Origin of the sequence: Microvenator marinus (genome assembly GCF_007993755.1) — a bacterium.
GTDB classification, from domain to species: Bacteria; Myxococcota_A; Bradymonadia; order Bradymonadales; family Bradymonadaceae; genus Allomicrovenator; species Allomicrovenator marinus.
Genome location: NZ_CP042467.1, coordinates 4,435,722 through 4,461,751, shown reverse-complemented (window position 1 = coordinate 4,461,751; position 26,030 = coordinate 4,435,722). Strand labels below are relative to the sequence as shown.

At 55.1% G+C, this 26,030-nt stretch carries 22 protein-coding genes; 7 read left to right on the top strand and 15 right to left on the bottom strand.

What is annotated here, in order from left to right:
- Positions 1-31: 31 nt before the first annotated feature.
- The 3 genes from FRD01_RS18340 to FRD01_RS18330 form a co-directional block, all read right to left on the bottom strand.
- On the bottom strand, positions 32-1,465 hold the full coding sequence (locus FRD01_RS18340) for an AMP-binding protein (protein WP_146962294.1): 1,434 nt from the start codon (positions 1,463-1,465) through the stop codon (positions 32-34).
- Entirely contained in the window at positions 1,465-1,965 is a 501-nt protein-coding gene (locus FRD01_RS18335) for an FKBP-type peptidyl-prolyl cis-trans isomerase (RefSeq protein ID WP_146962292.1), read from the bottom strand. The genes FRD01_RS18340 and FRD01_RS18335 overlap by 1 nt, the downstream gene beginning before the upstream one ends.
- Positions 1,966-2,041: 76 nt before the next feature.
- On the bottom strand, positions 2,042-4,357 hold the full coding sequence (locus tag FRD01_RS18330; protein ID WP_146962290.1) for an RCC1 domain-containing protein: 2,316 nt from the start codon (positions 4,355-4,357) through the stop codon (positions 2,042-2,044).
- A gap of 97 nt (positions 4,358-4,454) precedes the next feature.
- On the opposite strand from FRD01_RS18330, the gene FRD01_RS18325 reads away from it, so the two are divergent.
- Positions 4,455-5,093: a response regulator gene (locus tag FRD01_RS18325; protein ID WP_249755729.1), complete on the top strand. Its 639-nt coding sequence runs from the start codon at positions 4,455-4,457 to the stop codon at positions 5,091-5,093.
- A gap of 1 nt (position 5,094) precedes the next feature.
- Positions 5,095-5,601, top strand: coding sequence for a GNAT family N-acetyltransferase (locus FRD01_RS18320; RefSeq protein ID WP_146962287.1), 507 nt, complete (start codon positions 5,095-5,097; stop codon positions 5,599-5,601).
- Here FRD01_RS18320 and FRD01_RS18315 read toward each other — a convergent pair.
- Positions 5,570-5,821 (bottom strand): hypothetical protein, encoded by a 252-nt coding sequence (locus FRD01_RS18315; RefSeq protein WP_146962285.1) that lies wholly within the window; start codon positions 5,819-5,821, stop codon positions 5,570-5,572. The two genes, FRD01_RS18320 and FRD01_RS18315, sit on opposite strands and share 32 nt — an antisense overlap.
- A 165-nt stretch (positions 5,822-5,986) precedes the next feature.
- On the bottom strand, positions 5,987-6,247 hold the full coding sequence (locus FRD01_RS18310; RefSeq protein WP_146962282.1) for a NifU family protein: 261 nt from the start codon (positions 6,245-6,247) through the stop codon (positions 5,987-5,989).
- Between the two features lie 128 nt (positions 6,248-6,375).
- Here FRD01_RS18310 and FRD01_RS18305 point away from each other — a divergent pair, with 128 nt between their 5' ends.
- The gene (locus FRD01_RS18305; protein WP_146962281.1) at positions 6,376-8,133 is read left to right on the top strand and encodes a zinc metalloprotease; all 1,758 of its coding nucleotides are present in this window, start codon (positions 6,376-6,378) and stop codon (positions 8,131-8,133) included.
- 9 nt (positions 8,134-8,142) lie between these two features.
- Here FRD01_RS18305 and FRD01_RS18300 read toward each other — a convergent pair whose 3' ends face one another.
- From FRD01_RS18300 to FRD01_RS18270, 7 genes are all read right to left on the bottom strand, one after another.
- Positions 8,143-8,811, bottom strand: a complete 669-nt coding sequence (locus FRD01_RS18300; RefSeq protein WP_146962279.1) for a hypothetical protein — start codon at positions 8,809-8,811, stop codon at positions 8,143-8,145.
- A 3-nt stretch (positions 8,812-8,814) separates the two neighbouring features.
- Entirely contained in the window at positions 8,815-9,636 is an 822-nt protein-coding gene (locus tag FRD01_RS18295) for a hypothetical protein (RefSeq protein ID WP_146962278.1), read from the bottom strand.
- Entirely contained in the window at positions 9,633-11,012 is a 1,380-nt protein-coding gene (locus FRD01_RS18290; protein ID WP_146962275.1) for a cystathionine beta-synthase, read from the bottom strand. Before FRD01_RS18290 ends, FRD01_RS18295 begins: the two co-directional genes overlap by 4 nt.
- 84 nt (positions 11,013-11,096) lie before the next feature.
- Complete coding sequence (locus tag FRD01_RS18285) at positions 11,097-13,289, bottom strand: hypothetical protein (RefSeq protein ID WP_146962273.1); 2,193 nt, start codon at positions 13,287-13,289, stop codon at positions 11,097-11,099.
- Positions 13,286-13,744 (bottom strand): VHL beta domain-containing protein, encoded by a 459-nt coding sequence (locus FRD01_RS18280; RefSeq protein WP_146962270.1) that lies wholly within the window; start codon positions 13,742-13,744, stop codon positions 13,286-13,288. The genes FRD01_RS18285 and FRD01_RS18280 overlap by 4 nt, the downstream gene beginning before the upstream one ends.
- A gap of 29 nt (positions 13,745-13,773) precedes the next feature.
- The gene (locus FRD01_RS18275) at positions 13,774-14,736 is read right to left on the bottom strand and encodes a YciC family protein (protein ID WP_146962267.1); all 963 of its coding nucleotides are present in this window, start codon (positions 14,734-14,736) and stop codon (positions 13,774-13,776) included.
- A gap of 84 nt (positions 14,737-14,820) precedes the next feature.
- Positions 14,821-15,240 (bottom strand): hypothetical protein, encoded by a 420-nt coding sequence (locus tag FRD01_RS18270; RefSeq protein WP_146962264.1) that lies wholly within the window; start codon positions 15,238-15,240, stop codon positions 14,821-14,823.
- A 210-nt stretch (positions 15,241-15,450) separates the two neighbouring features.
- Between FRD01_RS18270 and FRD01_RS18265 the strand changes: the two genes are divergently transcribed.
- The 3 genes from FRD01_RS18265 to kamD all read left to right on the top strand — a co-directional run bounded on the left by FRD01_RS18265 (position 15,451) and on the right by kamD (position 18,739).
- The gene (locus FRD01_RS18265; RefSeq protein ID WP_146962261.1) at positions 15,451-15,645 is read left to right on the top strand and encodes a hypothetical protein; all 195 of its coding nucleotides are present in this window, start codon (positions 15,451-15,453) and stop codon (positions 15,643-15,645) included.
- A gap of 213 nt (positions 15,646-15,858) precedes the next feature.
- Positions 15,859-17,163: a nucleotide sugar dehydrogenase gene (locus tag FRD01_RS18260; RefSeq protein WP_249755728.1), complete on the top strand. Its 1,305-nt coding sequence runs from the start codon at positions 15,859-15,861 to the stop codon at positions 17,161-17,163.
- Between the two features lie 7 nt (positions 17,164-17,170).
- Positions 17,171-18,739, top strand: coding sequence for a lysine 5,6-aminomutase subunit alpha (kamD, locus tag FRD01_RS18255; RefSeq protein WP_146962257.1), 1,569 nt, complete (start codon positions 17,171-17,173; stop codon positions 18,737-18,739).
- Here kamD and FRD01_RS18250 read toward each other — a convergent pair.
- Both FRD01_RS18250 and FRD01_RS18245 read right to left on the bottom strand, forming a co-directional pair.
- A complete protein-coding gene (locus FRD01_RS18250; protein ID WP_146962255.1) occupies positions 18,736-21,279 on the bottom strand; it encodes a polynucleotide kinase-phosphatase in 2,544 nt (847 codons plus the stop codon). The two genes, kamD and FRD01_RS18250, sit on opposite strands and share 4 nt — an antisense overlap.
- Positions 21,276-22,655: a 3' terminal RNA ribose 2'-O-methyltransferase Hen1 gene (locus FRD01_RS18245; protein ID WP_146962252.1), complete on the bottom strand. Its 1,380-nt coding sequence runs from the start codon at positions 22,653-22,655 to the stop codon at positions 21,276-21,278. The genes FRD01_RS18250 and FRD01_RS18245 overlap by 4 nt, the downstream gene beginning before the upstream one ends.
- On the opposite strand from FRD01_RS18245, the gene FRD01_RS18240 reads away from it, so the two are divergent.
- On the top strand, positions 22,629-23,456 hold the full coding sequence (locus FRD01_RS18240) for an alpha/beta hydrolase (protein WP_146962249.1): 828 nt from the start codon (positions 22,629-22,631) through the stop codon (positions 23,454-23,456). The genes FRD01_RS18245 and FRD01_RS18240 overlap by 27 nt on opposite strands.
- Here the strand turns inward: FRD01_RS18240 and FRD01_RS18235 are convergent.
- Positions 23,446-25,917, bottom strand: coding sequence for an RCC1 domain-containing protein (locus tag FRD01_RS18235; RefSeq protein WP_146962246.1), 2,472 nt, complete (start codon positions 25,915-25,917; stop codon positions 23,446-23,448). The genes FRD01_RS18240 and FRD01_RS18235 overlap by 11 nt on opposite strands.
- Between the last annotated feature and the right edge of the window lie 113 nt (positions 25,918-26,030).

The following is a 26,030-nucleotide window of genomic DNA, read 5'->3' as shown; positions in this document are numbered from 1 at the left end:
GAGGATGGCCCGTAGCTCCACGACGCGCAAGTCAAGTCCGCGTGGATTCGTAAATTTCTTTGAGACGCGGCTTCTGAACCTTGCCCATTGGGTTTCGAGGCAGCGCGTCTACGACAAGGAGATCGCGGGGTATTTTGTAGCCCGTTAAGTGCTCTCGGCACCAGGTATCCAAGCCAGACTTCAGTACTTCGGACTCCAAGTGGCCATGCTCACCACTCAAGACCAGGGCCGCTACCACTCGCTCGCCGAGATCGGTGTCCGAAGCACCAAAAACGGCAACATCGGCTATCCATTCGTGCTCGCGAATCACTTCTTCAATCTCTCGCGCGCCGATCTTGAAGCCACCAGACTTGATGATATCTGTTGACCGTCTGCCGACAATCGACACAAACCCGTCTAGGATTTCGACCATGTCGCCGGTTTTGAACCAGCCATTTTCGAAAGACGCCTTCGTCTCTTCAGGTCGCCCCCGATACCCACTCATCAAACTCGAACCTCGAACCCAGAGCTCGCCGATTCCATCGGAGATGTCCTGCCCAAGCTCATCCACCACGCGAATCTCGGTATCGCCCACCGGTTGCCCGACCATGCCGCGGCGTCTGTCCTCATAGAGATTAGATAGCGTCAGCATGGTCTCGGACATGCCATAACGCTCCAGAATGGTATGCCCGGTAAGACGGCGAAAGGCGTCAAAATCACTGGTTGAGAGAGGCGCGGACCCCGAGGTAAAGAGGCGCCCTCTCGAAAGAGCCTTACAAGCTTCAGGCTTGCTCTCAAGGTGTGTAATCAGCCTTGAGTACATCGTGGGAACTCCCATGAAGATGCTACCGGCTCTCCCGTTCTCACCTTCGAATGCCGAGACCACATCTTCCGCCTCAAAAGCGCCCCGCAATTGGGCCCAACATCCACGAAGAATCGTGCCGTGGACGCCAATTCCCAGCCCGTGGACGTGGAAGAGCGGCAGGCTCAAGACCAATGTGTCGGCAGGAGTCCAACGCCAGAGCTTTGTGAGGGCGTCAATATTGGAGAGCACCGCACGATAGCTAAGCTCCACGGCCTTTGGGCGCCCCGTGGTACCTGATGTAAAGAGGATGATCGCGATATCCTCGTCGTCCCCACGATAGGGCGACGCGGGTGAGTCCGAAAAAAGCGTAAACTCGTCGCCTACGATGCACTTGAGTTCCGCCTCCTCAACGATATGGTCCACCTCACGCTGCGTGTACCGCGTGTTGATCGGCACATGGACGCATCCACGAAGGTAGTTCCCGACCAATGCGATGACGTTCGCGATGGGGCTTTCTAGACGAACGCCCACCGTATCACCGGCATCGACGCCGCGTGTTCCAAGGCTTTCGGCGAACTCCTGAGCAGACTCAAGAACTCGACGAAACGGCCATTGCTGGCCGTCCTCGACAAATCCGCCCTCACCTTCAAGTGATTTCAGAAAATTCTTACGCCACGACATCAGTGGTGATGGTGACCTTCGGTGCCTTCTGGCCCGTGTGGGTGGCCGTGCTCGAGCTCGTCTTTATGCGCGTCTCGAACTCGGACGATCTCCACGTCGAAGTGAAGGGTTTCGCCGGCGAGCGGGTGATTCGTGTCGATCTCAACCCAATCCGCGGTGACGTCAGTGACCCAAACGGTGATGAATCCGTCGTCGGTTTCGGCGTGAAGCGGCATACCCGGCAGCACTTCCATATCGTCTGGGAACTCATCTTTGGACACTCGTTGTGGAGGAGCTTCTGAGCGCTCTCCGTAACCGTCCTCTGGCGCAACCACAGCCTGGACCTTATCTCCTACTTGCTTGCCCTCGAGAGCTTGCTCGAGGCCAGGCACGATGTTGTCCGCGCCATGAAGGTAGAAGAGTGGCTCATCGCCGTGCGTAGAATCGAGTTCCTCGCCCTCTTGGTTTGTGAGTGTGAAGTGAATAAAGACGACTTTTCCGTTTTCTACCGTGGCTTGCACTTGAGCTCCTAATCAATCAATGGCCGAATGGTGGCACGGCGCGGACGCTACACGTATGCCGTCGGAAACGCAATGCTTAAGGCCAAACGAGGCTCGGCGAGCTTTGGTCGTCGGTGTTATCAATTCCGAGCTGGCCGCGCTGGTTTTCGCCAAAACACTCGATGAAATTCGTGGAGAGTAGCCCGCAGGTGTGCTCACCTCCGGCTTCAACTGACGTGAAGGTTGCACCTACCACTTGAGTGGGCATGTTTTGGTCCATCGCCGCGCCGATCCGACCGCTGCCAGAATCGCCCCAACAATAGGTATCACCGGCGCTAAGACCACACGCATGGGAGCTCCCGATTGAGACTGCTTCGAAGAGCAGCCCTGGGACTTGAGTCGGCGTATCAAAACTTGTCTGGGCCACGCCGAGGCCAAGTTGCCCAACCGCATTTGTACCCCAACAGTAGAGTTCACCCGCCATGGTTCGTGCGCAGGTGAAGTTCTCACCCGCGCCAATCCACACGAACGCGGCGTTATTAACAGCCGAAACATCGACCGGCACGGGCGAGTTGCTCGGATCGTTGGTTCCGTTTCCGAGTTGCCCCTGGTCATTTGTTCCCCAGCAATAGGCCTTTCCTGCAGTGTCCAGCGCGCAAGTATGGGTGTGACCTGCAGCCACGTTGAGCCATCCAAGTGCGCCTGCTGGTTTAGGGACCAATACCGGAGCGTTCGAATTGGCAGCCTGACCATCGCCAAGCTGTCCGCTCCCACCACTGCCCCAACAGTAGAGCTCATCCATATCAGTGAATCCACACGTATGGTCTTTGCCTGTGGCGATTTCCTGAAAAACTCGCGTACCCGTGATGGGGGTGGGCACCTCAGCCCCAGAACCATTTCCAGTTCCAAGACGCCCCCCAGCTCCCCAACAGAATACGGCTCCGTCGCTGGTCAACGCGCATGTATGTCGGTCACCAGCATGAATTGAGCCGAAAACACGGTTGCCATCCACTCGGCTCGGCAGATCGCGGTCACTTGTCTGGTCGTCTCCAAGTCGGCCATCCGCGCCCTCGCCCCAACAATAGGCGAAGCCTGCCAAAGAAAGGGCACAAGTATGTTCTTCACCGAGAGCAATCGACCCCGCAGCAAAGCCAGCGATGGTGAGCGTCGTCTCTTCGGTCAAGCTGCCCGCAGTAGCCCGTATGGTGACGGCACCGGGACCCAAGGTTCGAGCGACGGCTGTCGCGCCGAGATCCTCTTCCAAAATGGTGGCCAAAGAGGAGTTATCGCTCGTCCAGTTAACATCGGTCACTAAAGGCAGACCGTCTTGCGCAATTACATCTGCCGTGAAAACAACTTCGGCACCGATAAAGGCCGAAGGGTCTGTGGGCGTGATGGTCAAGGTGTCCGGGACTGGTGTGTAGACTTCGATCGTTAGTGTTTCCTCGAGCTCTCCGAATGTGGCTGTAATCGTCGCGATACCTTCGGAGTCAGCATCCGCGGTGAACGACGCCGTTTGACCGCCCGGGTTCCCAAGTACTCCGAAAGTCGTTGAATCTATCGCGAACACAACGGACTCATTCGGAAACTCGAGCTCCACGCCATTATCTCTGAAGAAGAGACTCGCTTCTACGACAATAATCGCCGAATTTCGAACGGAGATATCCTGGATATCGATAGGATCGAGGGAAGAATCGAATGCCTCTAAGACGAGTGTATTTGGCTCCAAAAGTTGGACATCAATCTCGGCGGTGCCGCTCAACTCGCCAGACGTGGCCGTGATCGTCACCGAACCCTCCGCCACGCCGGACACCACACCAGTGGGAGACACTGTAGCCACCGCCTCATCGGAAGAGCTCCAGGTGACGGGAACGCTGAGCACGCCGCCGTTGATGTCCGTCACCTCTGCACTCAGCGAAACAGAAGTGCCTACACCTACGATTGCAGTCTCAGGTTGGACTTCAATGGCCACTGGGGGATTATCTACACCAACCGTTGCTTGAGCTTCGACACCCTCAGCACTGACAGTAATGGTCGTGTTCCCAGGCCCAAGAGCCGTGACCTCGCCCGATGGACTTACCGCGGCCACGCTCTCATCGGCACTAGACCAGGTGAAAAGAACCGCGAGTGGCTCGGATGCACGATTAAACGCCTGAGCTTCGAGCTGCCCGGTATCACCGACGTTGAGAGCTAAGGTCGGGCCAACTTCAATCCTGAATACACTTGTATCTGGGGTGTCATCGCCCATATCTTCAACGGGGACCACGTCATTTGTTGACGCACAAAATCCGGAGCGACATTCGGCCCCCGAAGGGCACTCACTGCTTGATGAACAAGTTAATTCGCTGTACGCATCATATTTACATGCGCTGGCCATTAGCATTAAAAAAACTGCGGCGACTTTGATCCACATAGGTACCTCCGAGCCCCTAGACTAGCTCGACTTGAAGGATAACGCACGCCTTTTGCTCAGAGTTTCTGTCTTGACTTTGATTCCTCAGAGGTCTTTAGTGAAGAAGATCGAAGATGAATCACGTTCGGGGACGCTTTTGTCACGTAATATCAACATTCTTATTGTCGACGACGACCGCGACATTTGTGAGTACATGGAACTCCTGCTCTCACAAAGCGGCTACAACGTGGACACCTGCTCGAAGCCTGAAGACGCGATTTATCAGCTGCGAGAGGGCGACTATCACGTGGTTGTGCTCGATATCATGATGCCAAACCTCAACGGCATGGAGCTTCTCGAAGAGATTCGCCGGTTTGATAACGATATCGACGTCATCATTTTCACCGGCAATCCCACGGTGCAAACTGCGGTGCAGTCGCTGAAACTCAAGGTCTCTGACTACATCCAAAAACCTTTTGATATTGCGTACTTCAACACGAGTCTTGAGCGGATTCTGCGTGAGAAAGGTCTCTTGACCGACCCTGAAGAGACGCTCTTAATCTCTATCGGCCATAATATTCGAAAAACCCGGAAAGACCGTCAGCTCACGCTCAAACAGGTGGCCCGGAGAACGGGCCTTTCGGTGAGTCTCCTTTCTCAGATCGAGCGCGCAGAATCGAGCGCATCGGTGTCTTCGCTCTACAAGATTGCGCGGGCTCTCGATTGCAAACTCACCTCACTTTTTGGCAACTACTGAAATGAGTCAGGGCGCACGCTGGGCCGAGACTTCCGAGATTTTGGACGTGAGAACCACGGTCCTACGACCTCATTTTTCGGCCGGCCAATTGGCACATTTTGAAGGGGACGACGACCCAGAAACGCTGCATGCACTTTGGGAAGAAGACGGAGCTCCGGTCGCTGTCTTGACCATGATGGCCCGCCCATTCCCCGAGACCCACAAAACTTTACCTGGGGCTCCAGACCTATTGGCTCAACCCAACGCTTGGCAGTTTCGAGGTATGGCCGTACTTCCTCAAGCGCAGGGCACAGGAATTGGCCAGAGACTCTTAAATTACGCGATCGTGAGTGCTGCGCTCACCACACCGGACCGAAAGATAGCCTGGTGCAATGCGCGGCGTACCGCCGCTGCTTTTTACGCCAAATATGGTTGGACTGAGGTGGGGCCCGACTGGGAGATTCCAGGGATTGGTCCGCACGTGGTGATGTGGCGGCCTATGCCAGTTCTTCTGGCCAGTTCACTTTGATGCCAGGCATCTTTTCAAGCTCTTGTTTGGCCTTCCGCCGCTTATGAACTCCCGCGGCAACCATGGCCGGTGCCACAAAGTAGCATAGCGGACAAGTAGTCCCGAGAATTAGGAGTGAAGCCGCTGAAACGGCCCCGACTCCCACACCGAACTTTACGTGGCCCGTGCCCTCTTTGAGCTGGGTCTCGAGCTCTTCGCGTTTTGCATCGTCATTGTTCATGATGTCTTCCTTCGGCTTGGGAACCCCGTCTACGCGGGCTCTGTCCGCGTATGCGACCCTGCGATTCCAGTCAACGCGGGCTCTGTGCTCGTGTGCGATTGTCGCAATAACAACTTAATCACAAATGAAAGACGGACCACCGCTCGCCGAAAGAAAAGCTGGTCGCTAGGCGTAGAATGGATTGTCGCCCATTTCGTGGTCGGTGACGTCGTAGATATGGTTGATATCCTCACCGAACGCTTGCCGAAGAATCCGCTCGACCCCTTGTTTGAGGGTGGCCGAGGATGCGGAACATCCCTGACAGCCGCCAGACATCACGAGGAACACGTTCTTGTCCACGTAGTCGACCAGGTCGATTCGGCCACCGTGAGCGGCGACCATCGGGTTGATTTCAGCTTCAATAAGTTTTTGTATTTGTCTTCGCATGGTGAATCTCCTGCTCGGGTGCTCTTGGACTACCACCAAGGCAAATCAAAGACAATCGAGTCCAACGCAATATTCCTCCCACCACCGGTTTTTGGTACACTGTCTCTATCCAAACTTTTGGGAAAACTGTGGATTTAAAGACAATGTACACGAGTCGCTGCGCGGTTTTGCTCACACTCATCTTGACGGCATGCGGCGGGGACGAACCAGAACTCGCCCCCATCGTCTACGGAGCTGATGACGGCGACTCCTGCACCACAGCCGCCGATTGTGCGGGAGACTCGTGCCTCCAGGACTTCTCGGGGTGGCCGCAAGGATATTGCACCACCACCGATTGCCTGGCCGACGGCTGCACCGGTGAGGGGGCGGTTTGCCTTGCTCTCGATGCCGTTCAGTCCATGTGCTTTCAATCGTGTTCTACCGGGCAAGATTGCCGCACTGGCTACGCATGCGAAATCGTTGCGGGCACTAGAGTCTGCAAAACACCGAGCACCGATGGCCCCTCCCCCGGCGACCCGGGTTCCGCATGCGAACGCGCCGAAGATTGCAATTCCGGGCAAATCTGTGAGACCGCACTTCCTGGCGGTTACTGCACGAGTCGCGATTGTGAGACTTGTCCGGGCAACTCAACGTGCGCCCAAACGCCAGCTGGCACGCTCTGCGCCGCAACGTGTGAAGGCACTCGCGATTGCCGGCCAGGCTATATTTGCGACGACGACTGGGGCGGTAGCTTCTGCGTTCCTTTTGACGCGCCAGCCCCCAATGTGACCTTTGAAGAGACCTCCGAGGCGCTCGGAATCACGTGCAACGCGGTTCAGGTCGGACAGGATGGGGACAAATACCGCTGGGAGATCGAATACACGGTCGATGCGACTTGGACGGGCTATACGCTCGTCCCAATGGTTCGGACGGGTCGTGTGGACGTGGGCTCTGTGATTGGCCCTGAAGAAAACATTGACCTCATCAACGACTATATCCACCACAATTTGCGCGCGGTTGACGAGCCACTCGACAACTACGAGCCCGTGGGAATCTATAAAACCGTCAGCTACGACTGGCCCTTTATGGTTCCCTACTCACCTGCCCGTCAGAACTTGGTTCAGGCCGGCAATCACACGCTGCGAGTTACCACAGATGGCGACACACCCTGCCTCTACATTCTCCCCAGCAACCCCCAAGCAGCACGGCTGGACCTCAACATCCATCTCTTCGGTGTCCCGGGAATCAACGCGTCCAACGCCCAAGCTAATGCGGATGTGCAGGAAGTCCTAGATGGCGTGAATACGATTTTCGAGAAGGCTGGCCTTCAACTCGGTGATGTTAGATTCTACGACCCGGACCGCGAATCACTTGAGCGATATCAGATCGTTCGCGGGTTTCCGGACCTGAGAAAGATCTCGGCGCTAGGACAACCGCGAGGTCCAAGTCTTGATGAGCACCTCTCCGTGGACGTCTTCTGGGTGGAGGATATCCTCGTAGGTCAGACATCGGGACTGATCCTCGGGCTCTCGGCAGGCGTCCCAGGCCCGCCCGGAATGCATGGGAACGCCAACAACGGCCTTATCTTTAGGCTCGCAGACCTAGGCCAAGACAACGCCTTCGTGGCTCAGATCATGGCACACGAGCTCGGTCACTACCTCGGCCTCAGACATACGACTGAAACATTGCACAACGGAACCGACGAAGCGTCCGTCTTCTTCAAGACCATGGTGGACACCCAAGATCCGCTAGATGACACCCCGGTGTGTTCGAACGTGCAATTTCAGGGATTCGGCTGTCCAGATGCTGGAAATCTGATGTTCCCTGCGGTTGGCGGAAGCACAGCGGATATCGAAATCTCCGAGCAACAAGCTGCGGTTCTAAAGCTCAACCCCTTTGTGAAATAGGCCTAAGCCTCAACCCAAGACGTAGTTGAAGACTTTGGATTCGTTATCGCGGAGGTTTCGAATCGTGACCACCGTGACGTCGTCCGGCTTGGAGCGATGGATATCGAGGAAGGACTCGCGAATGATTCGCTCCCACGTTTTGGGCTCAAGGCCTTCGGCCCAGGGGCTTAGACCCACCCACATCTTCCCGTCTTCGGTGTTGTGCTCCACAAAGAAGGAGCCGACCGGCTTTCGGATATTTTCGCTCTCGTAGACGAGCTCAAAAATGCCTTCACGCTCGTCATACTCATTGTGAATGAGCACTCGGATAGGAAGAATTCGAATTTCCTTGGCCTGTTCAGGGGGCAAGGCCTTGAAGTCGTCGTCTGTGGCTTTGCCACGCACGAGAACGTAATCCTCCTTCTTTCCCTCGAGCGTCCAACGCCAGTATCGGCTGGCTTTGACGCGGAAGGTCTCGGTGTTTCGACCACGGATAATCAGGAACTGACCGTCGAACGTGTATTCACCACGCTCCTTTTCAGTCCATGACCCCGCGCGGCCTCCGAAGAGACTAAACGTACCGTCGAGCCTGAATCGGTACATTTGAATGCCTTTTTCACCGGTTTGACGCGGATCTGTATTGGCGGGGAGGTAATACCACGAGCCTCGTATGGCTTCTGGAAGCGGGCGCTCTCGCATGCTTCACTCCGGAAGAATGGCAACAGGAATAGGAAGAGGAGCGGCGAGCCGGCCTGCAACCTGTGAAACCCACTGACGTTGCCCGTCGGAGGGCAATGAGACCGGCGCGCTCAATTCAATTGAGCCCGTCGCCAACGCAGTGGAAGATACAAGTCCCAAGACTTCACCGTCCAAAATGACCAGCCATGTTTTTACATCCAAAAAAGCCGGAGTCGCAAGACGATCCACCATCGAAGTGCGGAATCTTATCGAAATAAATGCGCCGCCGTTCGGACTACGGTCCGATTTGGCCACATCAATGTCGGCTTCACGCCCCAGAACCTGAGTACCTGAGTAGGTTCTCCAGCCTTCGGGATGCTTCGCGACCACCACCATTTCTGTGGGAGTCGAAAACTTTTCGGCGACTTGGTCGAGGAGCCGGCGGTCGGCACTCCAGAGGAATGGCTCGGCAGCTCCCCGAAGCTCAACCCCAGCCGGCAGTTGGGACGCATTTTGGACCCAATCAACGGCCATCGGGCTCAAAGCCCGAACCTCAAGGCGACCTGGTGCCAAGACGATCGGATCGATGAATGAGCGTTTCCACTTCTTCGGAACTGAAATCTTGAGATCGCTACCCGCCTTGGTCACCTGAGTGCCCCTCATCCCCGCAGCTTCAGTACGTTTCTGCAACGCTTCGAGCACCATCTGATTCAGATGGGCCTGGCGCTTCGGGGACTTTCCCTCGCTCAACTCGCTCGGATCCGAAACAACCAAACGCAAGTTTGTTTGAGCCGAGATCTCCGTCGAGATGAGAAGAAAAGAGAGAGCGAGTAACAATAATCTCATGCGATTTTCCGGCTCACATGATCGATGAAGTCGATCTTGGTTAAAATACCCGTGAGCTTGGTGTCATCGTAAACCACGACGACTTTGTTCTGCTTAAAGAACTGACCCACGATGCTCACAGAGGTAGACGGATCAACGACGGCAAAATTCGGTTCTGCCACGTCTGCCGCTACGCCACCTTCTTTGTCAGCGGTGAGCAAGTAGTTCAACACATCGTTCTCAGCTACGATTCCCACAACCTTGTCGCCGTCCAACATCGGAAGCTGGGAAATCCCGTGCTTCTTCATCTTCTCGATGACTTCGGTGAGCTTCTCTTGAGGGCGAGCCGTAATCACAGCGCGCTTGTGCGCCCCCACGGTGTTCAGAATATCGGAGACTCGATCCGAGTTAGGATCGGGTCCAAGCAAGCCATTCTCACGCATCCACTCGTCGTCAAAAATCTTGGACATATAGCGTGAGAAGGAGTCGCACATGATCACAACGATATTCATGTGCTTGTCCATGCGCTCAGCGTACTTGATCGCTGCGCAAAGTGCGCCGCCCGACGAGCCACCGGTTAGGATTCCTTCTTCGCGAACGAGGCGTCTCGTGTACTCGAAACACTCTCGGTCGCTCACACGAATCACCTCGTCAACCACGTCGAAATGCATGGTCGAGGGCAAGAAGTCCTCGCCGAACCCTTCTACAAGGTAGGTGTGGGCTTCGGTCATGCGACCAGTTTTGAAGTAGTCGTAGTAGATGGACCCGATCGGGTCCACACCCACAATCTGCACGTCAGGGTTCTTCTCTTTCAAGTAGCGCCCCGTTCCACTGATCGTACCGCCAGTCCCCATCGAAGACACAAACACGTCGATCTCGCCGTCCGTCTGCTCCCAAAGCTCGGGGCCGGTGCTGTGCACGTGCGCCTTGGGGTTGGAAGCGTTGTGGTATTGATTCGCGAGGAAAGCGTTTGGGGTCTCGATGCTGAGGCGCTCGGCTACCTTGTAGTAGGAGCGCGGATCGTCGGGCTCAACAGCTGTTGGGCAGACCACCACGCGCGCGCCAACCGCACGAAGCGAGCGGATTTTCTCTTCGCTCATCTTGTCGGGCATCACGAATATACACTTATACCCGAGGTTCGCGGCGGCGAGCGCAAGGCCCATACCGGTGTTTCCACTGGTGGCCTCAACGATGGTCCCGCCTGGCTTTAGGAGACCCGATTCTTCCGCGTCACGGATGATCTGGAGCGCCGGTCGGTCTTTGACGCTCGAGCCAGGGTTCAAGTACTCAAGCTTCAGATAAATATCAGCTTTTACGTGTGCCGCAATCTTGTGGCACTTCACAAGAGGCGTGTTTCCGATGAGTTCAAGGATGTTGTTTGCAGCTTTAATGGGCATTGTTTCAATCCAGGTTCAGGTTTTCGATTGCCTATCCCGGTCAGTCTCCAAACGCAAGACTAACCAACGAGAGACTACGAAACTCTAGAGATTTAGTGTGAAGCCGACTGACCCAGTGAGGGTCTTAGCGCTGGGTACGTAGATGTCGTCGGTCTCGAAGAGGCCGAAAAACTCAGCTGGTAGGACGTGTTGTGTGGCGCCGAGCCTCAGCCACCCTATGGGGCCGATGGGCCAATCGAGGAAAGCCCCTGCCTGCCCGAACTCGCCAAGCGACGTGGAGCCGTTTAAGTCCCCCCACCAGGCCTCTGCGATCACGGGATAACGCTCGCGAACTCGGATTTCGAGTCTGCCCGTCAGCGGAATCGTGCCGCCTTCCGAAAAGAAGTGCCCGATCTTGAACGAGGTGTACGTGGGGCGCACTCCAGCAAAGATCCCAAAGAATCGAGAGCGATAGCCCACCATCGATGCAACGGCGAGGTCCATGCCAAACGTGGTTCCGAGCTCTTTATAGTTTTCCTCGTCCACGTAGATCGGCAGTTCTTGAAGCCTTTGATAGTCCTCGCCGAGTCTCGTTCCGATGCTGAAGGTGGTGTCGTAGCCTAGCATAAGCCCGAACCCCTTGTGATGGTCGTCGGAGCTGAAGGTCCACCTCAAACGGGTAAAGAAGTCGGCTTGAGCGCTACCGCGCTCGGGCTGGCCAACGAAGGTTTCGGGAGAGCGATAGGCTCCCATGATACCAGCTGAGAAGATCGGATATCCTGTGGACACGACCCCCTCCCAGTAACGATTGCTCGCATCGAATACGAAGTAGTTATCTTTGATTTCTGAAGGTGCCCATGTGTAGCGAGGGACGCGGTGATCCTCGGCGATGGGAAACCTTGAGATCGGCATCGGGAGCGCGGCATCAAGGTATGAAATCACCTCGGCAGTATCATCCCCGGAAATCCAAAGCATGAGTGCATACTCTGTAGCTTGTTTGGGGTTGGTGCTGACTTGCGCCTCCCAGAGTCTGGCGATTGTCTCTTGCCGAAGGGCATAGGCGGCGCCATGAGCTTCCTCTCGGATCTTGGCCTCGACCTCAGCGAGCATGGCCTCATTTACAACCGAGTCCGTATCAAATCCTTGAACGAGAGCACGATCCGTCGTCATAGGAAACGGGCTCGATTCGTTCGACACGTTCACCTCAAACGACACGAATTGTGCCCCATCGGGCGAGCGCACCTCAAAATCGACACGGGCCTTGCGCCGCGCCGCTGCAAAGAGGGCCGGCCGTTGCCTTTGGTGCGGCTCCTGAATCGTCTCAGTGATGGTTTCGGTATACCTCTGAGTCTCATAGCGAGTGGAGTAGGTAGTGTAAGAAGAGGTGGTATAGCAGTTTCCGCTCGAGTAACATTTGACGTAGTTTGTGGTGCTCGGGACTGACACCGGAACCACAACCTCCCGCTCAACCTGCCGTGTCACTACCTTGGGAATGTACTCGATGTACTCCTCGATTCCCTCTCTAACACTGACGGTTTTAGTGCAATCTGAGACCTTTAGACCGACGATCTCGTAGCCTGTACTCGAACCTACCTCTTTGAGTGGCGCGATCGCGATGGCTGCACAATCACCTTCGATGGCGGCGGCAGCCGAGTTGGCTTGTGCCACGCTCATAAACCGCTCTGTTGGACCGCGATCAATCTGTCCGTCGTAGAGGCTCGACCAAGAGCCCATCCAGTCGAGGACTGATTTTGTCGTGGGATAAGTGGTCTCGAGCGCGCCGGACTTTTGAGCCAAGTCAGCTGCATAACGATCACGAAGGTCCTCGAGCATCTTCGCGCGCGCCCCACCCTCCGGAATCAGGCGTGTGAGGGGCTCGGCCGCTTTGAGCGCGCCGTAGAGATCGCCTTGTGCCACTTTTGGGTCCACGTCAGTGGCAAACTGCCGCTCGGCGGCCGCAATCATCATGTCCGTAAGCTCTGCGTAGAACTCCACGTACGACGGACAGCGCCTTGAATATTCCTGCCATTTCTCCACCTCTTCGGTACTCGGCTGAGTGCTTCGCAAGGTCTTCATGGCGTCCTGGAGGATCTCAGTTCGCGCTTTGCATCGCTGCTCAAAAATGTAGTCCCATTCGTCCTGAGCAAGCTCGGCCTGCGCTGCCATTGCGTAGGCTTCGTCTGCCTCTTGGAGCTTTCCTTGCGCTAGAAGCTTATCGGCTTTGGACGCCTGAGGCGTCACTACGCTCCAACAGCCACTCGCCAAGAGACCAACAAGTACAACCCAAAAAGATCTCACTCTTCCCCCAAAACAAGCTCAGTCGTGCCCTCTTCCACCACGCCCCATGCGAGGGTGGTATTGATGATTTTCAAAATCCAGACGTGCCCCACGAAGGTCTGCTGAGACCGAACCTGGTCGGGAAAGAGCGTCCCATACTGTAGCTCTTCGCAGTCAAACGAGACCCAGAAGAGATCTGCCGGATACTCAGTAGCATTGCGAATCGTGATGTCGATAGACGCGCCACCATCCGGCGAGCAAGGATAGGTGTTGTTCGAGGCGTTGTTGGTCTGGTTCGAGGTATTCTGATTTGTACTTCCATTCGACTGGTTGTTTGTCGATTGGTTGTTCAAAGTTTCGCCATTTTGCAGGCGTTCGTAGTCCTCGACGTACTCTTCGTAAGGACGCGCTTCAGGATCGACGCAGCCGACCAGCAAAATCGCACTTAGAATGAAAAATTGAATTCGAAAATCCATGGGCCCGCTACAGCTCCGAAGCTCAAGGTTCAGTCAAACGCGCTCAATATATCAGAATGCGGCATATAGGCATTTCCGGGCTCTGCGAGCCGGTTATAAATGATGGCCGTGGCTCCCATCACGATCGCGTTCGTCACAAACATACCGACACAACACAGAAGCATACCGCCCATGTTCAAGAAGCCCGACAAAATCGCAAATATGAAAATATCGAATTTGTAGCCGTCGGTAAGACGCCAACTAGCTTTGAGGCCGTCGAGATAGGTCAGGTTTTTATCGATCACGACATAGGAAACGAAATAGAGACCTATCGCGATGATCACCGCCGGGATGACCAGAGCGAGGAAGCCCAGACCGATGGCTATGCCGTAGAGGATATTCGTGACGAGCAGCGGCAGAATGAACTTCTTGGCCTGTATGGTGTGATTCAGTGTTGCGTCTTGGCCGCGTACATAGCGCAGCCAGAACACTACAGAGCCCGCCTCAATGGCCGTGCGGAGCACCCACATCAAGAGCCCCAAGGCCACGATGAAAAGCACCGCGGCAAGGCCGATCCCGAGCCATGCAGTATCGGTGAGCACTCCTAGTGAGAACGGGAGATTGACCAGATCAATGCTTGCCGGATCGAAGGTTCCAAGGAGCTCAGTTGCGGGATCCCAACTCTCGTAGTCCTGAGTCCCCTCTCCAAAACTGGAGCCGTCGTCGTAAGAATCACCGTAATCATCGCCCCAGGTATCGGAAGTGTCGGTATCACCTGTGGGGATGAGCTCACCCAAATTGCCCACATTGTTACACCCGCCACCTTGGCCGAAAATGATCATTCCAAAGGAGAGCAGTATGGTCTCGAAGGGCTTTTCCTTGACCATCTCCCACGCCTGGCCGAGGGCGCCGTCGGTAGGAGCTGGATGTGGCTCCGTGGCTCGAATTTGGATTTCATCGATAGAGCGGTCGTCCCCCTCATCGCGCCGAGGGGGCAAATTATACCAAGACATTGGACCTCCTTTGATACCGATAAGGTAGCAATGAATCGGTATTTTTTCCTACTAGAAATTCGTTCGGGGATGGCGTAGCCCGACTCAGTCGTCGGAGGCGACGCCCCCGTTCATCTGAGCCTTAAGTGCTTCGATTTCTCGCCTCGCCTCCTCATTGAGCTTTTTCTGCTCCTGAAGTTCGCGAAGAACTTCTTGCGCAAACCTCTTCTGCTCTTCGGCGGCCTTCTTTTGCTCTTCGGCGGCCTTCTTTTGCTCTTCGGCGGCCTTCTTTTGCTCTTCGGCGTACGTTAGAACGTTCACCCCATCTACATACATGAAATCAAACATGGTCTTCTCCAAATCTTCGGGTTTTATTTTATCGTTTATGTTTTCACTTATCAATCTCGCCGCCTTATCAAACTCTCCTGGAGTTTGGGGCAGGCGAGTGGTCATCTTCATCCACTCAAACTCAGGGGTATCCTCCAGAGCCGTGGTGGCGACGATGAAGATAGGGCCGCATTCCACCGATCCCCACCTCCAAATTCCTTTATTTGTTGTCTTTTCAAACATGTTGGGTTCTTTAAGAACACGTTCAGGCGTGCGGTGAGACAAGATCACCATGGATGGGTGGAGCTCTGTCCGATTCTTTATCCGTGTTGTGAAGTACCGGTACGACGCATAGCCGATCTTCTCGCGACAGGATCCTAAATCGGACAAACTCACTGAGTTCGAAAAATGCTCAACCAGTACGTCTCGTCTGCACAAAAGACCTGCCAATGGTCCCCAATGGGCCACTGGATTCGGCATATGGAGTATCGCGTCCACTGTCCGGTGTTGGCGAAAGGATTCGTGTTTTCTGACTTCGCCGCACACCTGCAATGCGATGTTGAGGCACCATGCCTCGTGCGGCTTCGCCATTTTGGGCGTTAGCTTTATCATTCTATCCCCCTTAATCGGGTTTAGTTGGTTGTAATCAAAGTTACGGCGCCCAAAACTTGGGCCCGTATTCTTATTTTCGGACAAAATTCGAAAATGTTGCGAAAAAAGTTAATTTTTTTGAGAAGAATTCCAAGCAAACGGAGCCTGCTTGTACACAAGGGGAGTGTGGTGTAGCTATTCCACGCAAATTCATTGGAGATGGGAATGTCGAAGAACCTACTTGAAGCATTGAACTCGAAATCCTTGACCGTGGCCGTGATCGGGCAGGGATACGTCGGGCTACCGCTGGCTGTGGAAGTCATCAAATCCGGATTTCATTGTATCGGGCTCGACGTAGATCCTGAGAAGGTGGCGGGCCTAAATCGCGGTGAAAGCCATATCATCGATGTTTCTGACGCAGACGTTAAAGAGCTCGTAGACACCGGGCGTTATCGAGCGACGGCGTCGTACGAAGACCTGAAGGACGCCGACGTTATCTCTATCTGCGTTCCAACACCGTTGAGAAAGACGCGCGACCCAGACGTCTCGTACATTCAGGCTTCCGTGGAAGCGATGCGCCCCCATCTGAAGAAATCCGGTGTGCTCGTGATCTTGGAATCGACCACGTATCCCGGAACCACCGAGGAGCTCGTGGCCCAAGAATTGGCCTCGGAAGACCTTGTCTTGGACAAGAACCTTTTTGTGGCGTTCAGTCCAGAGCGCGTGGACCCCGGAAACGCGCACTACGGCTTGAAGAACACCCCGAAAGTGGTGGGCGGAGTCACGCCTAAAAGCACCGAGTTGGTGGAGAAATTCTACTCGCAGGTGGTCGACCACGTGCATGCTGTGCGCGGCGCTCGCGAAGCAGAGATGGTCAAGTTGTTGGAAAACACCTTCCGCGCCGTGAACATCGCATTGGTCAACGAGATGGCGATGATGGCGGACCGCATGGGGATCTATACGTGGGATGTCATCGAAGCTGCGGCCACCAAGCCCTTCGGATATATGCCATTCTTCCCGGGCCCTGGAATCGGCGGCCACTGTATTCCGCTCGACCCCACGTACCTTAGCTGGAAAGCCAAGAGTTACGGCTTCTACAACCGCTTCATCGAGCTTGCGACCGATATCAATGGCAATATGCCACGATTCCTGGTCAACAAGCTCGTGCGGGCACTCAACGAGCGAGGAGTCGCGCTCAAAGGCGCCAAAATCCTTCTCCTCGGCATGGCCTACAAGCCCAATATCAATGACGTCCGTGAGTCTCCGGCACTGGATGTATGGCAATTGCTCCACACAGAATGGGGCGCAGATGTGCGCTATCACGACCCGTTTGTGGACCATGTCGACGACCATGGCATCAAGGCGAAGTCGGTCGCTTTGACCAAGGAAGCTCTTGAGGCTTCTCACGCTGTGATCGTGGTGACCAACCACCGTGACGTCGACTACGACTTCGTCATCAAACATTCGCGCCTTGTTTTCGACGCGCGACACGCCATCAAAGGGGAACACCCCAACGTCCAGAGCCTCTGAGGTAAAGATGTCTCTTCTGGGACTTGATCCAAATTTAATCGAACGTGCGCGGCACGCTGCGGGCCTAATTGCTCAGGACATGGACACGTTCATCTCTGAGCGCTCCACCGTGGCGATTGAGCGAACGGTCCTTCGTCTCGTCGGCGTAGACGGTGTAGATGAAGATGATATTCCGCTGCCCAACCGTCTCGTGGACGCCGCTCGTGAAGCGGGAGTCCTTGAGCGTGGCATCATGCACACTCTTGTCCGCGGCATGATTCATACCGGGCGAAGTGCACAAGATGTGGCGGAGCTGGTCGCATCAGGAAGCCTCAAATTGAGCGAGATTCCGGACGAGGCTGATGATGCCGTTCACGAACTCGGAGCAAAACTGGCACGCGAGGCCGCGGCCACTATCGCTGGAAACGCGGCCAAACGAAGTGCATTGATCGCTGCAAGCCAACCGAGACCGGAACCTCTTCACTATGTGATCGTGGCCACCGGCAATATTTATGAAGACGCAGTGCAAGCGGCCACGGCTGCTCGCGCGGGCGCTGATATCATCGCGGTGATTCGCTCTACAGGGCAAAGCCTACTCGACTACGTGCCCTATGGCCCTACCACAGAAGGCTTTGGTGGCACCTATGCCACTCAAGCAAACTTCAGAATCGTTCGCGAGAAGCTCGATGAAGTGGGAGAAGAGCTAGGGCGGTACATCCGTCTCTGCAACTATTGTAGCGGGCTCTGCATGCCGGAGATCGCGGCTATGGGCGCTATGGAGCGGCTCGACGTCATGCTCAATGACGCGCTCTACGGCATTCTTTTCAGGGATATCAATCCGCAACGTACGTTTGTCGACCAGTATTTCAGCCGTCTTATCAACGCGAGCGCGGGAATCGTCATCAATACCGGCGAGGACAACTACCTGACCACTGCGGATGCTGTGGAGGCTGCATATACGGTGCTCGCGAGCCAATTTATCAACGAGCAGTTTGCGCTTCGAAGTGGTCTCCCCGAAGAACAGATGGGGCTCGGTCACGCCATGGAGATGAATCCCGAGATCGAGAACGGATTTCTCATGGAGCTCGCGCAGGCCCAGATGGCCCGTGAGATTTTCCCGAACGCCCCTCTCAAATATATGCCGCCCACCAAACACATGACTGGAAACATCTTTAAAGGACATATCCAGGATGCACTCTTCAATATGATCGGGGTTTGGACCAAACAGGGCATTCAGCTCTTGGGCATGATGACCGAAGCGATGCACACGCCTCATATGGGTGATCGATATCTTGCGCTGGAAAATGCACAGTACGTCATGAACAACATGCGCGCTTTAGGAGACGAGATCCAGTACAAGCCCGGCGGCATGATTCAGACCCGCGCCCAGAGCGTTTTGGAAGAAGCCACTGAACTCCTCGAACGGGTGGAAAAAACAGGGCTCTTTGAGGTTCTAGAAGCTGGAGTATTCGCGGATGTCTTCCGTGCAAAGACAGGCGGAAAAGGACTTCAGGGCGTCTTTGTGAAAGCCGAGGACTACTACAACCCGATCGAAGACGAATTGAGACGCGAGCGCGGACTCGAACCGAGAAACTAGAGTCTCGGGTCCACAGGCTCACTTTCGAGTGCCAGAACACCAAATGCACATTCGTGCACTCGCACCAATGAGTCACCTCGAGCAAAACGCTCAAGACCCTCCATCCCGAGTGCAAACTCCCGAAGTGCAAGGCCTCTTTTTCGCCCAAGCCCCCTCTTTCGAAGTCTGTTTAGATTTCCTTCCTCAAGGTAGGCTGGCCCGTAGATGATGCGCAGATACTCGGGCCCACGCACCTTGATGGCTGGTTGCTGAACCTTGCCCGCTTGCAAGTGAACGAAGTCGAGAGGCTTGACCACCATGCCCTCACCTCCTGCGCCTGTCATGGACTTCCACCAAGATTCCGCCTCGGTACGCGACTCGGGGTTGTCCAAATCCACACTCCGCCATTGGGTTGCCATCAAGACAGGATCTTGGGTGCTGGCCAGCTTCTCCGCCATGGCCATATGCCAAAGATGGTCATTGTTGGTGAAGACCTGTGTGTCGGAGGCGAGGAAGTGAAACGCAGCGATGCGATAGTCGTCGTCTGAGTTTATGGCCCATGTGTAGGCACGATAGGCACGACGATACTTTTCAACGTCTTCGATGCGTCGCTCCAATTGTGGCTGAACGCCTGGGTCGATTCCGCGTGCTATTGCCGCTTTCACCGCCTCTAGTGCACTCTTGAGACTCGCTTCGGCCGCCGCCCCTACCCTGGCGTACTGACCGCGAATCAACTCCACTGCTTTAGCACTCCAAGGCATGAGCTCAGCGTCCAATACTAAGACCTTAGCACCCAACTCATCCCAGATACCGCTTTTTTCAAGGGCATCAACCACGCGCTTGACGAGCCTTGCCTCGAGGTCACGTTCGAAAAACGGCCGTCCACTTCGCGTGTAGATCACCCCAAGGTTAATGCCATCGAAACGCTCTTTTGAAACTTCGAGCGTTCGACACAACACGAGCACGGCCCTCGAGCCCATGTGCTTTTCCTGGCAGATCACGGTCTTTACGCCCCAAGACTCAAATTCATCAAAAGCTTCGCGCGGCGCTTCTAGAAGCTCTGTCTCCGAGGTCTTACATGGGGACATGGTGGGAGGAAGGTAGACAAGCCAGCGTGGATCGATGGCGAATCGACTCATCACTTCCATGGCCGCGTTCGTGTTCTCGGCCGCGATGGAGACCCGATTCATCAGCGATGTTTCGATTCCGATTCGTCCGGAAAATCGCTCGATATCGAGCACGCCGTCGTCTTCAGGGTTCATCGGCTGGCCAAGAGGTCTCACGGGTTCAGCCCAGACTTGCTTCGCCGGCACACTGATGATTTCACGCTCTGGATACTTTAGCGCGCTCAGAGCGCCCCCGAAGACACACCCCGTATCAATACAAACGCTGTTATTCATCCAACGTGGACGTGCCATCGCGGTATGGCCAAACACGACGAGAGCTTTGCCTTCGTACTCGGAGGCCCAGTCGAGGCGCACAGGCATCCCTAAGTCATCAACTTCGCCGGTGGTATCCCCATAGAGTGCGAAGGTTCGAACGCGACCCGAAGCGCGCATCTGGTAGTCCTCACGCATTCCAGCGTGAGCCACGCAGAGTCGGCCCGAATCCAGGACTTGATGCGAAACCAGACTATCCACCCATTCAATGATATCCTGCTTGAACGACTCAGGAACTTCTGCCAACTGCTCAAGCGAGAGCGCAAGGCCATGCGCGGTCTTCACGCGTTTACCTCTGAGTGCATTGGCAAGCTTTACGTCGTGATTACCCGGCACGGCGCGTGCCCCGAAAGCATTAACTGCCGCCATGGCAAATCGGAAAACTTCCGGAGTAGCAGGACCGCGGTCACAAAAATCTCCCACGAAGAAGAGGGTTCTTCCCTCTGGGTGGGTGATGTTCTTATATCCGTAGGCGGGGGCTTCCCACGGGTCCGTATCGTTCAACTCCACCTGATAGCCAAGCTCTTGGACGAGCTCACGAAGCTCGTCATAGCAACCGTGAATATCACCGATGATATCGAATGGACCTGTCATATCGCGGTGATCGGAGAAGAGCGGCCTTCTCTCCACCTCTACTGCATTGACCTCGGCCTCTGAGTTCAGAACGAAGACTTGTTTGAACCTTCTACGGATATCCTTAAACCCACGCCGCATGTCGGCGAGGTGGCGTCGAATGACGTGAGGACCCATATCTCGGTCTGGGCGCGCGTCGTTTCGTTCCTGACATAGCTTTTGAGGTAAATCGAAGACGATAGCAACGCTCAAGAGGTCGTGGCGCCTGGCAATTCTGAGCAACTCCTCGCGGGCGTGAGCTTGGACGTTTGTGGCATCTACTACGGTCATTCGCCTGTTCTTGAGGCGCTTGTCCAACATGAAGTGAAGCGCTTCAAAGGCATCACTCGTAGCCTCCATACTGTTTTCGTCGTCGGAAATCAGTCCACGAAATCGGTCCGACGAAAGAATCTCGGTAGGGGCAAAATGCCTCTGAGCGAAGGTGGATTTTCCTGCTCCAGACGGGCCAATAAGTACGACCAATGATGGATCTGGTATCGAAATCTTCATACATCCCTCCTGAACACCGCTGCCTGGCTCGGTGCCCCAAACTCCTCGTGGGGCTCGCCGATTCCTTCAAACTCTACGGAATAGCCATAGAACGTCGCCACGCGTTTGGCCCATGACTCAAACTCAGCCCGTGTCCATTCGAACCGATGGTCGGAGTGCCTGAACCCCTCCATATCGGCGAAGACCGCGTTGTACTCGACGTTTGGCGTAGTCACGACCACGGTACCTGGGCGCGAGAACTCAAACACGTTTCGCTCCAATGTGGACAACCTCGCCTCGTCGAGATGTTCAATAACCTCGACCAATGCTGCTGCGTCAAAGCCTTCAAGTCTCTTGTCTCGGTAGAGGAGCGACCCATGAACCAACTGAAGCCGATCTTGACGCTCGTTCGACATCTCATTGAGCCTCAGGCGCCTAGACGCAATCTCAAGGCTCTTGTGTGAGACATCAAGGCCAAGAATGCGCTGAAACTGAGACTTGGTCACGAGTCGGCGAAGAAGCTTCCCTTCCCCACAGCCGAGGTCGAGAACCGAACGCGCAGGGCTAGACACGAGGATCTCCAAGACGCGGTCAAGTCGCTGGTCATGCAGTGATTTCCTACGTTCCTCAGCGGGAGTCACTGCGGGCGCCTCCGAGTCCCTTTCTTCGTCCTCACTTACCAGGCGGTCCAATGCCTTAAACACGAGCACACGTCGTCTCTCCAGATACCTTCTGGTGATCTCTTCATGCTGCGGATGTGCGCTTAGCCAGCCTTCACCGTGCCTCAGCAGCTTTTCCACCTCATCATCCGCCACATAATAGTGTTTGGAATCATCCAGAGCGGGCAGGAGTACAAAGAGGTGCGAGAGCGCGTCACTTAGACGCAGCGTGTGACTTAAGCTCAAATGATAGTGCGAAGAGTGCTCCCAGCCTAACTCTGAGTCGAGCACAACGCCTTGAACTTCCACGGTGTATCCAAGGGGCTCAAAGAACCCGCGGATCGCTCCTTCACCGCCACGCGCGGAGACTACATCCACACTGAATTCAAGCGGGATTGCTGTTTCAACGAGTTCAGGACGCATCTTGCAGATTCCCGAAATCGCGGTTGAGAACACACGACCCATCGCCACGCTCATGAATGATGAGGACACATAGGGCCGATCGTTGACGTACTGATGCAAGGGTGCAGAATGCTTGGGGTCGAGGGAGCGCACCAGTCGAACTGGGTCGACATCCAATAACATAGCGGCCGTCGTTCGCATGTCGTTGGCTTCGGTGTAAAAAACGTGCGCATCTCCAAAGCCCACGTCAAACACTTGGGCCCGGTCTGGATGTTTGTGCAGAAGATAGCCTAAGTCCGTGGCAGGCGTATGAGTGGTAGAAATTTTCAAAAGCATCTGCGCTCCTTGCGGCGAATCACCCTTGCTCTTTTCATCGTCTATTTGCTTTATGGCCTCATGATTACTTTCTTTCAACGCTCAATGCTCTTTCCCAGACACTACGCTCAACCACTTCCAAATCCGGGCTACGGGGTCGCGGGGATAGAGAAGACTTATGTGGAGTCACCGCAGGGCAAAGTTGAAGGGTGGTTCTTGCCGGGAGAAGGCACAGGTGCTCGTCCAACGGTGATTCTTGCACACGGAAACGGGGAGCTCATCGACTACTGGCCGCATGAAATGGAGCCGTATCGCAAGATGGGTTTCAACGTGCTGCTACCTGAATACCGCGGCTATGGGCGCTCCGCAGGAGACCCTTCACAAGACGCGATTACCGAAGATTTCATTAAATTCTATGACTGGTTGGTTCAACGAGAAGATGTGGACAAAGACCGCATAGTGTTTCACGGCCGCTCCCTTGGCGGTGGTGCGGTGGGCCAGCTCTTGCTTCATCGGCCGGCGAAAGCAATCATCTTGCAGTCCACCTTTACCAGCGTGTCGTCTTTTGCTTCTCAGTTCTTCCTACCGGCATTTCTCGTGAGTGATCCTTTTGACACCTTGAGCGTGGTTGAAGAACAGAAGATTCCGGTCCTTGTGATGCACGGCACCCACGACTCCGTTGTGCCCTTTCACCATGCCCAGAAATTGGCCGCCGCTACCGGTGGTCGCCTTATCTCGTACGATTGCGACCACAACGATTTCCCGCCGGATTCCAAAGTCTACTGGAAGGATATCTCGGATTTCTTGGAGACTATAGATTGATGAGTGTTTTGGGAAAGTATGCTGAGACGGACTGCCCACCGCCACTGATGGCGTTGTAGTCGCTTCCCCAGCAATAAACCTGGCCATTCTCAACAGCACAGACCGCCTGGCGGCCAATCCCCACGTCCGTCACCCCTGAAGGGAGCAGCAATTCCGAATCGATAGTTTCGTAGGAAGTGGGTGATAGCAGCTGCCCCCAAGAGTTTGAGCCCCAGCAGTTCAAGGAACCTGAATCCAAGAAGCACACGTTATCACCGCCAGCCCGTACCAAGCCCGCGCCGGACATATCGGCCGCCACCGTCCCAGTCAGGTAGTTGAAGTTCGACGTGGTCGTGCGGCCTAGCTGTGACCACTGATTAAAGCCCCAGCACTTCCAGACGCCGTTGTGTTCTGCGCAAGTGTGGAGGGCTCCGGCTACCACGTCGGTCACTCCCGAAGACATACCACTGACGATGCTGGGCGAAGCGTTCATGTTATCGGTTTGGAAGTTCGTACTGAGACCGAGCTGCCCGTGATAGTTATTGCCCCAACAATAGAGTGCACCTGATTTGATGGCGCAGGTATGGCTACTTCCAGCGACGACTTTCGTGATGCCTGAAGTCATGCCGGAAACCGTGGTTGGGTACGGGTTACCCTCGGTTGCGTTATAGGTGGACGTGTTTCCAGACTGACCCTCGGCGTTTCCTCCCCAGCACTTCACCGCCCCATTCTGAACCACACAGACGTGTGTACTTCCGGCAGCGATTTGGGTGATTCCGCCGCTAAGCACGCTGACAGGGTTCGGCTGTGCGCCCTGAAGAGCTGTACCGAGCAAACCGTACCCTGCTGAGCCCCAACATTTCAGGGTCCCGTTGTGCACCGCGCAAGAGAAGTTGTTTCCCACATCCATCAGCGTGACACCACTGGTGAGGTTTCCGGGTGTATACGGCGCATAGTACGAACTGCCGGATAGGTTTGGTCCACCGACTTTTCCATAGAAATTGTTCCCCCAGCACTTGACGCCTCCGGCTGCGGTACGAGCGCACGCATGAGCTTCCCCCAATCTGACGAAGGGCTGAAGGGGACCCACAACGATGTTCGAAAGTCGGGTGGTTCCGCTCGAAATCCCATCACTTGGCGTGACTCGACACTGCACTTCGTCGCCCTCTCCGTACGCACTGAAGGTCGAAGAGGTCACGCCGGTGGGACTCCCGTTCAAATACCATTGAAGAGTGGATTGGTCGGCGTCGGAATCGGGGTCCGCAAAGGTGTAAGAACAGGTCAGCAGGGCTCCGGGTGAGGACGGTTGTGCTGGTGAGACACTCACGTTCGAGGCTGAAGGCGCGGCGTTTGTGCACGCGGTAGTCAACGTAGAGGTCGCAGCACTGAGGCCATCCGATACCCGGATCTGGGTAGAACACGTGCCTGTCGAGTTCTGGCAGAGAAACGATACAGCACCGCCGAGCGAAACATCCACGTTGTAGGAACACGTGGAGCTCAATCGAGTGAATTCAAGGCTCTGCTGCGGGATATCGGAGTCAGCACCGGCGAGTTGGATACTTCCCGCACGGCCCCATGGGGCGGATGCGGTGGTGGGTAGCGTGACGTGAGAAGGCGGCTCATTCGTTTCTTGAATACTCAACGTGGAACTCTGTGTTTCGGTCGTCTCGCCGTTGGAGCATTGAATCTTCAAAAGGCATGCGTTTCCTCCATCCGTCTCACCTGGCGTAAAGACGTAGCGGTTAGTCTGAATGATGCCCCCGCAGGTATCGTCAGCCGCTCTAGAAATGGTGACTGGACTTCCTTCAGGGTCTTGGCACTGAACGTCGTAGCTCAGCGTTTCGTGCTCATCGACCATAGTAGGCGGTGTGGAACTGATGACGGGCAGGCTCCGAACACAGTGAATGGTGAGTGCCTCGACGTCAGTCAGACCACTATCGTCTTTGACTTGTAGATTGACGCCACAACTCAATGTTGTCGCGGGGCAATTCCAGGTCACCACACCGGTGGCAGCCACGACCTGCACATCAAAGGGGCAGGTCGAATCCACAAGTCCGAAAGTGAGGACGTCATTAGGATTGGGGTCGGTCGCAGTGATCGTGAAGGAATCCGACTCCGACCTTGCGCCGGACTCTTCCGCAGGAAGATTCTGAAGAGTTGGGCCTTCGTTCTCCGGCACACAATCCTGGCCATCCAATTCAAAACCTTCCAGACATTCGCAAATGGCTTGGTCCTCTACCACTAGGCACTCTGCGTTTTGGCCACAATCTACCAAATCGCACGGATTGCTCATGTCTTCAGCACCGTCCGTGCCGGTGTCTGATTCAAAATCCCCAGACATGTCCTCCTGCGTATTCATGTCCGCGGTGTTCATGTCCGCGGTGTTCATGTCTTCCATGGGTTCGGGGACCGGTGTCTTCTTTGAAATATCCTCGCCACAACTCAAGGAAAGAACCAAAACGACCAAAAGAAATCTTCGCATATCAACGCCCTTGCCACCATCTGTTCAATTTACGTACAACACTCGCGCAAAAAACAACCACCCGCATTCAGAACCAACTTATTTGGGCAAGAACTCTCGTGAAGCATAACTAG